The sequence below is a fragment of the Sphingopyxis sp. genome (assembly GCF_035565275.1).
GTDB lineage: Bacteria > Pseudomonadota > Alphaproteobacteria > Sphingomonadales > Sphingomonadaceae > Sphingopyxis.
This window is the reverse complement of record NZ_DATMST010000078.1, coordinates 1-13,062: the sequence shown is the minus strand read 5'-3', so window position 1 is coordinate 13,062 and position 13,062 is coordinate 1. Positions and strand designations below refer to the sequence as shown.

Sequence of the window (13,062 nt, the reverse complement as noted above, 5' to 3'; positions counted from 1 at the left end):
CCACTTTGCGATAGGGGAGGGACATGGCGCAAAGCTTGCCCGTAATCGATATCAAACCGCTGCGGTGCATGTCGGACGCGGCGGCCGTTGGGTCTACAGCGCAGCAAATCGACGCAGCTTGCCGCGATTTTGGTTTCTTCTATGCGACCGGGCATGGCATTGCTCCCATAGTGGTTGCCAACCTGCTCGCCGCGAGCCGCGCCTTCTTCGAACTGCCCGATAGCGACAAGGCAAAGATCGCCATGGACAAAGGCGGGAGCGCATGGCGCGGTTGGTTTCCGCTCGCGGGCGAACTGACCTTAGGCATTCCCGACTTGAAGGAAGGGCTCTATTTAGGTGAGGAACTTGGCGATGACGATCCGCGCGTCGCCGCGGGCCTGCCTCTCCACGGCGCGAACCTCTCGCCCGACGCCGTACCGGCGTTGCGTCCGGCGGTCGAAGTCTATCTCGACGCCGCGACCCGCGCGGGTGAGGCGCTCATGCGCGGAATGGCGCTGGCACTCGGGCTCGATGCCAATCATTTCGCGCGCGGTCTGACGCTCAATCCGACCCTCTTGTTCCGCATCTTCCACTCCCGCCACCGGTTTTGGTGCCGCATCCGAGGAGGCCTTCGGTGTCGGCGAGCATAGCGATTATGGCCTGCTCACTTTGCTCGGGCAGGACGACAAGGGCGGGCTCGAAGTGCGGACGCGCGAGCGTTGGATCGACGTGCCGCCGCATGGCGATGCGCTCGTGATCAATGTAGGCGATATGTTCGAACGGTTGACGCGTGGACGTTTCCGTTCGGCGCCACACCGCGTCGTCAACCGCGCTGGCGTCTCACGCTATTCCTTTCCGCTGTTCTTCGACCCCGCTTTTACCGCTCCGGTCGAACCGCTGCTGATCGAAGGCGGGGCGGTAGCAGGCGGGACGCGCTGGGATGCAGTCGATTTCCATGCAGAGATCGGCACCTACGGCGACTATCTGATCGGCAAGGTGAGTAAGGTCTTCCCTGAGCTCGCTGGTTCGAAATTGGAAGGAGGGGGGCTATGATTTCATTGTCCGCTTTAGGCCGATTTCGATCCGAAAGCTGACCGACCACAATCGGCCATTGATGATTTTTGAAGATCGGTGCTTGAACCGTGATGCTTCGAGCAAACGGTTGAAGAAGCGGTCTGTGCTCCGTTCCAGCGATGGTGGACCCTCGTGCCGGGCTTCAACTGCTGCTGCTCGTTGCGGAAGCGCGCTCGCGGGCCAATGCTAGAAACGCTGCAAGACCGGCGGAAGGATGCCTTCGGCCCGGATAATAGAGGCTGAGGCCCGGGAAGGGCGGGGTCCAATCCTCGAGCAACCGGACGAGCCTTCCGTCTTTGATGTCGGCGATTACGTCCTGTTCAAAGAAGAAGCCGATACCGAAGCCCGCCAGCACCGCCGCGCGCGAGACTGCGAGTTCGTCGAACGTCGTGGAACCGCTCACCTCGACCTGCGCCGTGTCGCCGCCTTTCGCGAAATGCCAGCGGTAAAGCGAGCCATCGGGCAAGCGGACGCGGATGCAGACGTGGCCAAGAAGATCGGTCGGCACAAGCGGCCGGGGACGCTCCGCCATATAGGCCGGCGACGCAACCACGGCGAAGCGCTGGGACTCGCCAAGCGACAGCGCGATCATGTCGGAAGGGACGAGGGACGCGACGCGAACGCCGAGATCGAAACCTTCGGCGACGATGTCGCGAAGCTGCCCCTCGGTCACCAGGTCGACATGCATGTCAGGGTAGCGGCGGGCATATTCCAGAAGAAGTTCGGTGAACACCGGCGAGCGCGCGGCGAAGGGCGGCGCATTGATCCGCAACGTGCCCGTTGGCGTCGCGCGGCGTTCGCGGACGATCTCTATGGCTTCGCGCACGTCCTGAAGCGAGGGGCCAAGGCGATCGACGAAAATCCGTCCCGCATCGGTCAGCGCCACGCTCCGCGTCGTCCGGTTGAAAAGGCGCACGCCCAGCTCCGCTTCGATCCTCGCGATCATATGGCTGAGCGCGGTCGTCGACATGCCCAGATCGATCGCAGCCTGCCGGAAGGATGTGCGCCGCGCGACCGCGAGCACCGCGTCGAAATCTCGAAGCGCCAGTCGCGACATTATCCCGAATCCTTCACTACATCATCCATTATTGGCCCACTTCTTGGAATAGTGGCCGACCCTTATGATGGAGACAAGCCAAACCGAAGGAGACTTGTCATGCAGACCGATGCCCCAGCCGATGATCGCCGCGATGCGGACAAGGTCGTTGAAGCGTTGCCCAGGCCGATAGCCAACTATATCGAGGCCAACGCCCGGCTCGATGTGGACGGTATGCTGCAACCCTTCGCGGCCGATGCGGTCCTCATCGATGTCGGACGCCGTCTCGAAGGCCACGCCCAACTCAGGACCTTGTTCGAGGAAGAGGTCGTGGCGGTAAAAGCGATCTTCACGCCCGATGGCGCCTGCCAGGAGAATGGTCAGATCGTGGTCGAAGGCCCCGCCCATGGCAACTTCAAGGGTAGCCCGATCCGCTTCACCTACGCCTTCACGCTCGAAAACGGGGCGATCAAGAAGCTGGAGATCACGCTATGAGCGTCCGGGCCTATCCGACCGAGTTTGCGGGCAAGCGCGTCGTCGTCAGTGGCGGTACCAAGGGCTTGGGCCGCGCAACCGTAGAGCGTTTCCTTGAGGGTGGCGCCCGCGTCATCACCGCCGCCCGCGAAAACCCTGATCCCGTTGCCGGCGCCGAATTCGTCCGGGCGGACCTGACGACTACCGAGGGCGGCGAAATGCTGGCAGCCGCCGCGCTCGCGCATATGGGGGGCGTGGATATCCTCGCCCATGTGATCGGCGGCTCATCTTCGCCGGGTGGCGGCTTCGCCGCTTTGACCGACGATCACTGGCTCGCCGAACTGAACCTGAACCTGCTTGCCACGGTCCGCCTTGACCGCCTCCTGATCCCGCACATGATCGAACAAAGTTCCGGGAAGGTAGTCCACGTTACCTCCATCCAGTCGATCCTGCCGCTTCCGGATTCGACCACCGGTTACGCCGCCGCAAAGGCCGCGCTCAGGACCTACAGCAAATCCATCTCCAAGGAGCTGGGGCCGAAGGGCGTGCGGGTCAACGCCGTCTCTCCCGGTTGGATCATGACCGAGTCGACCGTTCACTTTCTGGAGCGCCTTCAGGCCGCCAATGGCGGCACGATCGAGGACGCCCGCCAAGCCGTCCTCGACGGTTTGGGCGGGATCCCGATCGGGCGTGGAGCGGAGCCAGACGAGGTCGCCGACCTTATCGCCTATCTTGCCTCGGATCGCGCCGCCGCAATCCATGGCGCTGAATTCATCATCGACGGCGGCACCGTTCGAACTGTCTGAGGACATCGTCCGACGTCCGCACCAATGGCGGGAGTCGGCATGCGACAAGCCCAGGCACGAGGTTAGAGCATCTCGTTTACACCGAGAGGGTTGCAGGTCGAATGTCCGTTCAAGCTGCGGCGCGCTGGAAAGCGGTCTGACCGCCACCGGCCAAGACGGATTCTGCGCGGTGGCGCGGCGGTGACAACTTTATCATCCGTCGTGCCTATGGAACGCTAAGATGGCAGGCTCGCGAGGTCTTCAAGGACCGCGCTCCAATAAGCGATTTCCTGACCGTTGCCGCGTTCACGCGCCCATTCGAGTTGCCGAGCCACGAGCTGCTTGGCCTCGTTTCCGTGTCGCAGCTGCAGTTGGGCTGAGCAGCCGCGAACGCTTTGACTGCCGTAAAAGGGCATGACACTTCCCTCCGCATTCTCCTTGGTTGCGAGCATGAAGGGGATAGGGCGGCGGTCGCCCGCCGCCCTATCTCGTCAGAAGTCCATCGCCGGCATCGGCGCGGCCTTCTCTTCCTTCGGCAGCTCGGCGACGAGCGCCTCGGTTGTGATCAGCAGCGAGGCGACCGAGGCCGCGTCCTGCAGCGCGGTGCGCACGACCTTGGCGGGGTCGATCACGCCCGCTTTGACAAGGTCCTGATACTCGCCGGTGGCGGCGTTGAAGCCCCAGCTATACTCTTCACTCTCGAGCAGCTTGCCGACGATCCATGCGCCATCCTCGCCGGCATTGTCGGCGATCTGACGCGCCGGTGCGCGGAGCGCCCGGCGGACGATGTCGATGCCCGACTGCTGGTCGTCGTTCGCAGCCTTGAGGCCCTCGAGCGCTTTCAGCGAGCGGAGTAGCGCGATGCCGCCGCCCGGAAGAATGCCTTCTTCCACGGCCGCGCGCGTCGCGTGGAGGGCGTCGTCGACGCGGTCCTTCTTCTCCTTAACCTCGACCTCGGTCGCGCCGCCGACGCGGATCACCGCGACGCCGCCCGCAAGCTTGGCGAGCCGCTCCTGCAGCTTCTCGCGGTCGTAATCGCTTGTCGTGGTCTCGATCTGCTGGCGGATCTGCGCGACCCGGCCATCGATGTCGGACTTCGCGCCGACGCCGTCGACGATCGTCGTATTATCCTTGTCGATGACGACCTTTTTCGCGCGCCCGAGCATGTTGACCGTGACGCTCTCGAGCTTGATGCCGAGGTCCTCGCTGACGACATTGCCGCCGGAGAGGACCGCGATATCCTCGAGCATCGCCTTGCGGCGATCGCCGAAGCCCGGCGCCTTGACGGCGGCGACCTTGAGCCCGCCGCGCAGGCGGTTGACGACGAGCGTCGCGAGCGCGTCGCCCTCGACATCCTCGGCGATGATCAGCAGCGGCCGGCCCGACTGAACGACGCTTTCGAGGAGCGGCAGCATAGCCTGCAGGTTCGAGAGCTTCTTCTCGTGGATGAGGATGTACGGATCGTCGAGTTCGACCTTCAGCTTCTCGGCGTTGGTGATGAAATAGGGGCTCAGGTAGCCGCGGTCGAACTGCATGCCCTCGACCGTCTCGAGCTCGGTCGCGAGGCTTTTGGCTTCCTCGACGGTGATCACGCCCTCATTGCCGACCTTCTCCATCGCCTCGGCGAGGATCTTCCCAACCTCTTCGTCGCCATTGGCCGAGATCGTCGCGACCTGCGCGATCTCGCTGTTCGCCTCGACCGACTTGGCGTGCGCCTTGAGGTCCTCGACGACCCTGGTCACCGCGAGGTCGATGCCGCGCTTGACGTCCATCGGGTTCATTCCCGCGGCGACCGCCTTCGAGCCTTCGCGGACGATCGCCTGCGCGAGCACCGTCGCGGTCGTGGTGCCATCGCCGGCCTTGTCGTTCTGTTTCGATGCGACCTCGCGCAGCATCTGCGCACCCATATTCTCGAACTTGTCGGCAAGCTCGATTTCCTTGGCAACGGTGACGCCGTCCTTGGTGATGCGCGGCGCGCCGAAGCTTTTGTCGATCACCACGTTGCGGCCCTTCGGGCCCAGCGTGACCTTCACTGCATTCGCAAGCGTATCCACGCCGCGCAGCATGCGATCACGCGCGTCCGACGCAAATTTCACTTCCTTGGCAGCCATTTTGACCTCCTTCTTGCTGTCCTTTCAGTTGGTGACGAGTGCGGCATCAGGCCGCCTGCTTGAGCGCCTCGGCCTGCTCGATGACGCCGAGGATGTCGCTCTCCTTCATGATGAGCAGTTCCTCGCCGTCGATGCGGACCTCGGTGCCCGACCATTTGCCGAACAGGATCCGGTCGCCGGTCTTCACATCGAGCGCGGCGATGGTGCCGTCCTCGGCGCGGACGCCCGGACCGACGGCGACGACTTCGCCTTCCTGCGGCTTTTCCTTGGCGGTGTCGGGGATGATGATGCCGCCCGAGGTCTTCTCCTCGGCTTCGATGCGGCGGACGACCACACGGTCGTGCAAGGGACGGAAATGCATGCATAACCTCCATGATTGCATAACGATATGATAGCCTGCGCGCCTGTCCGGGACGCGCGGCGCCGAAGAGCTAGGAAGCGGATTTTTTCGCTTCAAGAGGGTCCCGCAAAATTTTTTGGCACTTGCAGGCGATGACTGCCAGCACGCCGCATTTCAGCGGCTTGGTAGCGATTTCGCCTCTTGACGCGACTCGATTCGCTTCCAAAATTCATGTGCGCGCGGCAAGCAGGCCGCGTCTGGTGAAAAGGAATGGCGACAAGGAAGGAGGCACGATCATGTCCGAGCCATTTTCCCGTTTTCTGCATCCGTTCGACGTCGCGCGTCACCCGAGCCTCGAGCCCGAGGTCAAACGCGCACTCCTCGCATCCTGGGCGTCCGACCGTTCGGCGGTTCGCGACAAGCCGGCGCTCCGGAAGCCGCCCGGTGCGCGTCGCGCCGTGCCCGTCGACGACGTTCTCGCCGCGCTGCGCTCACTCGACCGAAGCAGCGAGCAATGCGCGCAGGGACGATGACCGACGCGGTCTTTTGCCGGTGCTCTTTCGATTTCCTCGATCGCTGACGGCACGAGATCGGGACCGCGCTCCATTCGGCGGGCCGCGCACGACGCGCTGATCCGGCCGGCCGAGTAGTGCGCGGTGGGCGGTATCATCGAGGTCCCGTGAAACGGGTGAGTGCGCGCCGCGGTATATTGCCGGCGCCGGCCGGCGCATCGGCACTATTTGGCTGCCGGCGCGTTTCATCACCGCCCGTTCTTGCGAAGGAGATGGCAATGGCGACTGAATGCACAGCCTATCGCGATACCAAGGGAGGCCTTCACTCGACCCCAGAAAAGGCGACGCTCGCCGATCTCGCAGGCGTGCTCGGGCGCGTCGGTGAAGAGGGCGGCATGACCGCGGGCGTCGCCAAGCTCCTGTTCGACAAGCGCGAAGAGATCGAACGCGTCTTTCTCGAACATGACGCGATGCTCGCTTCGCAACCAGCCCACGCCGCCGAGGCGCACGCGAAACCAAACGGCGCTGCAGCGCGATAGGGAAGGGGAGGACGCGCGGCGTGCGCCTTAGGGGCGGTTTTCGTGAACGCGGTTGGCAACGCTGCGGTCGCAGGTACGGTACGTCGTGCTGACCCAACAATGGCGATGGCACCGAACGGCCTCACCTCATAGCGTGCTGACGATATGGCGTGCTGACGATCGCGAACGGCCGCTTTCCCCAAATCCACCCTGAAGCTGACTGACTTGAAGCGGCCAGCTCCAGCGGTTAATTTTCGACGCGTAGCCGAGGCAACCGCACTCCGTTTCGCAAGTTTCCGATGTGAAAGGAGCCGAGTATGCCCCTCAAGCTCAAAGGGTCGTGCCGCTGTGGAGAGGTCCGTTTCTCCGCTGACAGCCACGCGCCCGTCCCATTCATGCGCTGCTATTGCTCGATATGCAGGAAGACCGCCGGCGGCGGAGGATACGCGATCAATCTCCACGCCGACAAGCGAACGCTGAGAGTGGAAGGCGAGACTGCGGCCTTTCATGCCGAGCTGAACAACGGGCGGGGCGGGTGCGAGCTCAGCGCGGCCGAGCGCCATTTCTGCGCTAAATGCGCCAGCGCGCTATGGGTGTATAGCCCGGAATATCCTGATCTGTTTCATCCGTTCGCCTCAGCAATTGACAGCGACCTGCCCAAGGCTCCGTCGAGCGTGCACATGATGCTCGCGTCGAAGGCATCCTGGGTCGAACCCCTGATCGGCCCGGACGACCAGTGCTTCGAAGAATATCCCGAGGACGCGTTGGAGGAGTGGCACCGGGCCCGGGGCCTCTGGGTCGATTAGCGCTATGGGCTGCAGCGGCTGCTCCATGCAGGGAAGCAAGTGATCCCGCGGACCCGACGGTATTTCTCGGCTGCGGCCCTCGCACTCCTATGCGGTGTCGTTGGACTGAGCGAATTATATCTCAGCCGCGATCTGTCCGATGATTGGCATGGGCCGGCGTGGGTTCTGATTGGGCTAGAGTGGCTCTATATCGTGTATCGCGGATCAGATAACAGGCCGGAAAAATAGGATGAAGAAGTCGACAATCCAATAGCGCTTCGGGCCATGATTTGCTTAACTTTCGCCTTGGAGCGGACCATCCCAATACGGTCAGTTCCACTTTGCTCCGTATCCTGAGTAGCGGCCGAGCCCGGCGAGACCATTATGATCGCGCCACCAGCTGCCGAATATACTCGCCGAGCGTTGTTGCTCCCCGGATGGACCTCTCGTCGTAATCGAACCCGCCGTCGAGGCTGACCGCGGTCATCCGGGCGTAGGAATTGGCGGCAGGCTCCGAAAAGCCGAGTTTGCGAAAGGCCGCCTCCCATTGTTCGCGCGGCGTCACGACGACCTCGACCGGGATTCCGAGAGCATCGGAAAATGCCTGCGCCACGTCGTTCGAGGAATAGCGATCCGGTCCTTCGACATAACGGACGCCGGCGTCGGCGGCCGGGGCTAGCAGCCGATCCGCAGCAGCCTTTCCCAGATCGCGCGGCGCGGCCATCGGCAGCGCGAGGTCGGCAGGGTACATCGTCTGCAGCTTTCCGGTTGCGCGTATCGAATCGAGCTGCTCGTCCCAATTGCTGAAATAATAGGGCGCGCGGTTGATCGCCGCGGGAATATCCTGGCCGCGCAATCCTTCCTCGAACTCCCACAAGACATTGAGGTCGCCGATACGGTTCCCCGGCTGCGCCCCGGCAGTGGATTCCGCGACGATTTTCTCCAGTCCGGAACCGGAGAGTGCGGCAAGAATATTAGCGGCGGTGCTCCGCTCCTCGCTGTCGGTGTCCGTGCTTATGTCGGCGGGCGGATTGAGCAAGAAGGCGCGCCGTCCGCGTTGGAAGGCCGCGCGCAGCGACGGCACATCGTTCACATCGGCTTCGATGATCTCGGCCTTCGTGTCGCGCCAGCTGTCGGCATGCTCCGGATCGTGCGTGATGATTCCGACCGGTTCGCCCAGCGCAAGGAGCGTCTCCGCCACTGCGGATCCGACGTGCCCGGTAGCCCCCATAACGATATGCATCAACCTTCTCCAATCGATCATGCCAACGGACAATTATACGGATAGTTTCCGTGCCCTAGCCCCTGATCGCGCAGCTACCGAACGGGAACAGGCTGGCCTGTGCGTCCAGCCGGGCAGTCCGAAACGTCCGCTATTGGGCATTTCGCGCCGGGGCCAGCTCGATCGCGATAGGTTAAATCCGGAGCCGGAGAGACGCACGTGTGAAGCGCGACGGAGGGCCGGAACACTATCGCGCGAAGGAGTCGTCGATCACTGCCGCTAAATGGAACCTGCTCGACCCTCACGGGTCTAAGGGAGTGAGGGGCGAATGCATGCCCCGCCCGCTTGGCCCGGCACGCAATCCAGATGGAGTGATGTCGATGAACAAGCTGATCATCCTGCCCCTCGCCGCCGCGACCCTGCTCGCGGGCTGCGCCACGACCGGCGACGGCTACGCCTATGACGACGGCGGCTATGGCTATTACGATCGCGCCTATTACGACCAGTACGGCCGCTACGATTATGACCGGCCAGATCCCCGCCATGGCGGCTATTATGCCGACCAATATTACCGCAACGACCGCCGCTATCGCGAACGCCGGCTGTCGAACAACGACCGCGTCTATCGTGGACGCGACGATAAATATTATTGCCGCCGCAACGACGGTTCGACCGGACTGATCGTCGGCGGCATTGCGGGCGCTGTGGTCGGCAACGTCGTCGCGCCCGGCCGCTCCGAAACGCTCGGCACGATCCTGGGCGCGGTCGGCGGCGCAGCGGTAGGCACCGCAATCGACCGCAACAATGTTCGCTGCCGTTAGGGGCGGAAGCTTCGGTTTGAAGCCGTCGACAGCGGCTCTAAGCCGGTACCGCAAAGCTCGGCTGCAATAAATGATTGGCGGATTTCGGAGCGACCGCGCCACCCGGATCACCAGGGCTGAATATGGCACACGGATCGCCCGACACACGGCGCAATGTCGGTTCCCGGTTCCGGTCGTAATCGCCCGAACCTGGTTGTGGAAGAAACCACACATTTCCTTTGCGCGTTGTGGGTCAATCGACTTCTCCATCGCGAAAAGGATTGGCCATGTCGCTTGAAGAACAGCTCTTCGAAATCGAGCGAGGTTTCTGGATCGAGGAGGAGGACTATTTTCTGGCTCACCTCGACGAGCAATGTCTGCTCGCCTTTCCGCAGTCGGGAGAGATGCACGGCCTTTTTTCGCGCGAGAAGGTGGCGTCGACCGCCACCGGCGCCAATCGTTGGCGTGACCTCAAGATGAGCGATCGGCATCTTTTGAAATTGACTGAGGATGTAGCGATCATCAGTTACAGGGCCGATGTCACCAGGGCGGATGGTGTTGCCTATTCCGCCCTCATCGGATCGGCTTATGCGCGGCGATCTTCGGTCTGGCTGCTGGCATCGCACCAGCACTCGCCGATCACCGCGGAATAGAGATCATAGGTGCGAGGCCGGATCCTCGCTCGTGGGACGCCCATAATGCGGGAATTGTCGATCGGCACGGCCTGAGGGTCCAGTCTGCTCGCGCCGTTCTCGTGGCGCCGCAAGGATGTGGGGGCGCAGGGCACCTTTGGTCTCTCCGCCCGGGAAGTTCGCCTACGCGGCTATGGCCTTCGGCTTGGGCACGAGAATGAGCGTCCGGCCTTCGACACGCCACGAGCGGAGCTCGGAGAGGAAGTTCATGCCGAGCACGTCGGTGCCGCCCAGCCCAGGCGAAATGACGACCTTAAGCCTGCGCGCCTCGATCCCGCCGACAACGAGCCGCTCGACGGTGCCGGCCGAAGCGCGGATGGTGCCGTTCGCTGTCCGCATCAGCAAGGGCATAAGGGTCGCATCGGTCTCGATACCCGCAGCTTTGGCAGTCGCTTCCGAGAGCGCCGTGATCGTCGCGCCGCTGTCGACGAGCATGCGCCGCTCGGTGTCGTCGAGGCGCACCGTCGCCCAGAAATGACCGTCGCGCGCCATCGGAATGCGGACTTCGTCGCCGACGACTTCCTGCCGGTCGAGGCCAAGGCTGGCCGTGATACGCGAGAGGTTGGGATCGAACGGGGCGTGCTGCAGGACGAGGAAGATACCAAAAGCAAGGAGTGCGAAGGAAAAGAGCGCGCGCAGTGCCCGTCCGACATAAGGAATCTGGAATAAGAGGATCAGGATCAGTGCCGCGCCGGCGGCGTAGACGGCAAGTTGCTGCCAGGGCAGGTCGGTTGTGATGGCGGACATGCAAGGCATATAGGAAATTGAGATGCGGCTTCCACTCTCCAGTACCGAAAAGCGGACTGCCGGAAACAGCCGGATTTTATCCCGTTTCGCGATCTGGCATTCGACGACGTAAGCGTTGCGCCGCGACGCCGTGATAGCGGATTGCGACGATCAGATGGGCGTTTAGCGGCGGAACGAGGAACGGCCATCGCGGCCGGGCGTTTTTGCATGCGCAGCCCGGAGGCGACATGCCCGTTCCCTTATTTCATCGCCGGACGAGCATTGACGGCGTCGACGTCTTTTATCGAGAGGCGGGGCCGCCGGACGCGCCGGTCGTCCTGTTGCCACACGGCTATCCCTGCTCATCCTATGAGTTCCGCAACTATATGCGCCGCCTCGGCGACGGTAGGCGGTTGCTCGCGCCCGACTTCCCGGGCGCGGGCTATAGCGCGACGCCCGACGACTTCGCATATGACTTCGACGGCTTTGCCTCTTTCCTCGGGGATTTCACCGACGCGCTGGGCGTGAAGCGATTTGCGCTCTACCTCCACGACTTCGGATCGCAGATCGGCCTGCGGTTCGCCATAAGCGATCCTGCCCGTATCGCCGCGCTCATCATTCAGAACGGCGATATCTACGAAGATGTCCTCGGGGCCAAATATGCCGGGCTCCAGGACATCTGGAAGATGGAGCGCGACGAAGGGATCGCCGAACTGCTCGGGTCCATTACGAGAGACCATTTCCGCGACGAGTTTCTGAACGACGTCCGTCCCGAGCTCGCCGAGCGCATTCCGCCCGATCTATGGGAACTGCACTGGGCCCTGATGACCGAGAGACGCCAGGAGATTTCGGCGCGTATCATCTATGATCTTAAGGACAATCTGGCGTGGTTCCCCCGTTATCAGGCCTATCTACGTGAGCATGCGCCGCCGACGCTGATCCTCTGGGGTCCGCAGGACGGCTATATGCCCGAGGAAGCGGCGCGCGCTTACCTGCGCGATCTGCCCGAGGCCGAACTCCATTTGCTCGATGCCGGGCACTGGCTGCTCGAGACGAGCCTCGACGAGGCGGTCCGCCTCACGCGCGATTTTCTGAAGCGAGTGCATGCGCCGGCCTGAGCGCGAGGTCGTGGGCGGGCGTGCACCCAGGTGAGGAGCAACAGTCATGGCCGCATCGCCCGACAAGGATGGAAGGAGCGAACTGGCGGGAATGGAAACGCCGCCGGTCGTCTCCCGTGAAGAGTGGAAAGCGGCGCGCGAAAAGCTGCTGGTGAAGGAAAAGACGCTGACCAAGGCGCGCGATGCGCTGGCGGCCGAGCGTCGGCGGATGCCCTGGCTGCAGGTCGACAAGAACTACGCATTCGAAGGCCCCGAAGGGAGGGTAGGCCTGCTCGACCTGTTCGAGGGCCGGCGGCAGCTAGTCGTCTACCGCTTCTTCTTCGAGCCCGGCGTGGAGGGCTGGCCGGACCGCGGCTGTATCGGCTGTTCGACGATCGCCGACCAGGTCGATCATCCGGCTCACCTGAACGCGCGCGATACCAGCCTCGCCTTTGTGTCGCGCGCGCCACAGGAGAAGATCGAGCGCATGAAGGCGCGGATGGGGTGGGACTATATCCCTTGGTACACCCTCACCGACGACTTCGATGCCGATATGGGTGTCGATCAGTGGCACGGCACGAACGCCTTCATCCGCGACGGCGACACGATCTTCCGGACCTACTTCCTGAACGGCCGCGGCGACGAGCAGATGGGCAATCACTGGAACTATCTCGATATCACCGCGCTCGGCCGCCAGGAGCTGTGGGAGGATTCGCCTAGAGGATATCCGCAGACCAAGCCTTATGAGTGGTGGCCCTGGCACGACACGCTCGAGACAGGTGACCAATGAGGAGAAGCCCATGATCCGCGTCCCGAAAACCAGGCATTTGCGGGCCGAAATCGACGGCGTGAACCTCTTCTATCGCGAGGCCGGGCGCGCTGACGCGCCCGGCTTGTTGCTGCTCCACGGC

General features: G+C 63.1%; 16 protein-coding genes. 11 read left to right on the top strand and 5 right to left on the bottom strand.

The window, feature by feature from the left end:
• The first annotated feature begins 23 nt into the window (after positions 1-23).
• Together VN047_RS06060 and VN047_RS06055 are read left to right on the top strand one after the other, a co-directional pair.
• Positions 24-629, top strand: coding sequence for a 2-oxoglutarate and iron-dependent oxygenase domain-containing protein (locus tag VN047_RS06060; protein ID WP_325541071.1), 606 nt, complete (start codon positions 24-26; stop codon positions 627-629).
• 19 nt (positions 630-648) lie between these two features.
• Entirely contained in the window at positions 649-1,032 is a 384-nt protein-coding gene (locus VN047_RS06055; RefSeq protein ID WP_325541069.1) for a 2OG-Fe(II) oxygenase family protein, read from the top strand.
• A 163-nt stretch (positions 1,033-1,195) separates the two neighbouring features.
• Here the strand turns inward: VN047_RS06055 and VN047_RS06050 are convergent, their stop codons facing one another.
• Entirely contained in the window at positions 1,196-2,110 is a 915-nt protein-coding gene (locus VN047_RS06050; RefSeq protein WP_325541066.1) for a LysR family transcriptional regulator, read from the bottom strand.
• Positions 2,111-2,209: 99 nt separating this feature from the next.
• On the opposite strand from VN047_RS06050, the gene VN047_RS06045 reads away from it, so the two are divergent.
• Both VN047_RS06045 and VN047_RS06040 read left to right on the top strand, forming a co-directional pair.
• Positions 2,210-2,584, top strand: coding sequence for a nuclear transport factor 2 family protein (locus VN047_RS06045; protein ID WP_325541064.1), 375 nt, complete (start codon positions 2,210-2,212; stop codon positions 2,582-2,584).
• A complete protein-coding gene (locus tag VN047_RS06040; RefSeq protein WP_325541062.1) occupies positions 2,581-3,369 on the top strand; it encodes an SDR family oxidoreductase in 789 nt (262 codons plus the stop codon). Before VN047_RS06045 ends, VN047_RS06040 begins: the two co-directional genes overlap by 4 nt.
• A gap of 470 nt (positions 3,370-3,839) precedes the next feature.
• Here the strand turns inward: VN047_RS06040 and groL are convergent, their stop codons facing one another.
• Both groL and groES read right to left on the bottom strand, forming a co-directional pair.
• A complete protein-coding gene (gene groL / locus VN047_RS06035; RefSeq protein WP_325541060.1) occupies positions 3,840-5,459 on the bottom strand; it encodes a chaperonin GroEL in 1,620 nt (539 codons plus the stop codon).
• Between the two features lie 46 nt (positions 5,460-5,505).
• Positions 5,506-5,820, bottom strand: a complete 315-nt coding sequence (gene groES, locus VN047_RS06030) for a co-chaperone GroES (RefSeq protein ID WP_325541058.1) — start codon at positions 5,818-5,820, stop codon at positions 5,506-5,508.
• Between the two features lie 275 nt (positions 5,821-6,095).
• Here groES and VN047_RS06025 point away from each other — a divergent pair, with 275 nt between their 5' ends.
• The 3 genes from VN047_RS06025 (at position 6,096) to VN047_RS06015 (ending at position 7,635) form a co-directional block, all read left to right on the top strand.
• Positions 6,096-6,332: a hypothetical protein gene (locus VN047_RS06025; RefSeq protein ID WP_056373414.1), complete on the top strand. Its 237-nt coding sequence runs from the start codon at positions 6,096-6,098 to the stop codon at positions 6,330-6,332.
• A gap of 257 nt (positions 6,333-6,589) precedes the next feature.
• A complete protein-coding gene (locus VN047_RS06020; RefSeq protein WP_082521452.1) occupies positions 6,590-6,850 on the top strand; it encodes a hypothetical protein in 261 nt (86 codons plus the stop codon).
• Positions 6,851-7,146: 296 nt separating this feature from the next.
• Complete coding sequence (locus tag VN047_RS06015; RefSeq protein ID WP_325541055.1) at positions 7,147-7,635, top strand: GFA family protein; 489 nt, start codon at positions 7,147-7,149, stop codon at positions 7,633-7,635.
• Between the two features lie 361 nt (positions 7,636-7,996).
• Here the strand turns inward: VN047_RS06015 and VN047_RS06010 are convergent, their stop codons facing one another.
• Positions 7,997-8,845 carry an NmrA family NAD(P)-binding protein gene (locus VN047_RS06010; RefSeq protein ID WP_325541095.1) on the bottom strand — a complete coding sequence of 283 codons (849 nt, stop codon included), beginning with the start codon at positions 8,843-8,845 and terminating at the stop codon, positions 7,997-7,999.
• A gap of 371 nt (positions 8,846-9,216) precedes the next feature.
• Here VN047_RS06010 and VN047_RS06005 point away from each other — a divergent pair, with 371 nt between their 5' ends.
• Both VN047_RS06005 and VN047_RS06000 read left to right on the top strand, forming a co-directional pair.
• Positions 9,217-9,657 carry a glycine zipper 2TM domain-containing protein gene (locus VN047_RS06005; protein WP_056373412.1) on the top strand — a complete coding sequence of 147 codons (441 nt, stop codon included), beginning with the start codon at positions 9,217-9,219 and terminating at the stop codon, positions 9,655-9,657.
• A 266-nt stretch (positions 9,658-9,923) separates the two neighbouring features.
• Positions 9,924-10,289 carry a hypothetical protein gene (locus VN047_RS06000; RefSeq protein ID WP_056371625.1) on the top strand — a complete coding sequence of 122 codons (366 nt, stop codon included), beginning with the start codon at positions 9,924-9,926 and terminating at the stop codon, positions 10,287-10,289.
• Positions 10,290-10,451: 162 nt separating this feature from the next.
• Here VN047_RS06000 and VN047_RS05995 read toward each other — a convergent pair whose 3' ends face one another.
• Entirely contained in the window at positions 10,452-11,075 is a 624-nt protein-coding gene (locus tag VN047_RS05995; RefSeq protein WP_156377338.1) for a retropepsin-like aspartic protease family protein, read from the bottom strand.
• Positions 11,076-11,302: 227 nt separating this feature from the next.
• Between VN047_RS05995 and VN047_RS05990 the strand changes: the two genes are divergently transcribed.
• Together VN047_RS05990 and VN047_RS05985 are read left to right on the top strand one after the other, a co-directional pair.
• Positions 11,303-12,172, top strand: a complete 870-nt coding sequence (locus tag VN047_RS05990) for an alpha/beta hydrolase (RefSeq protein WP_325541048.1) — start codon at positions 11,303-11,305, stop codon at positions 12,170-12,172.
• Between the two features lie 46 nt (positions 12,173-12,218).
• Positions 12,219-12,941 carry a DUF899 domain-containing protein gene (locus tag VN047_RS05985; RefSeq protein WP_325541046.1) on the top strand — a complete coding sequence of 241 codons (723 nt, stop codon included), beginning with the start codon at positions 12,219-12,221 and terminating at the stop codon, positions 12,939-12,941.
• The last annotated feature ends 121 nt before the right edge of the window (positions 12,942-13,062 follow it).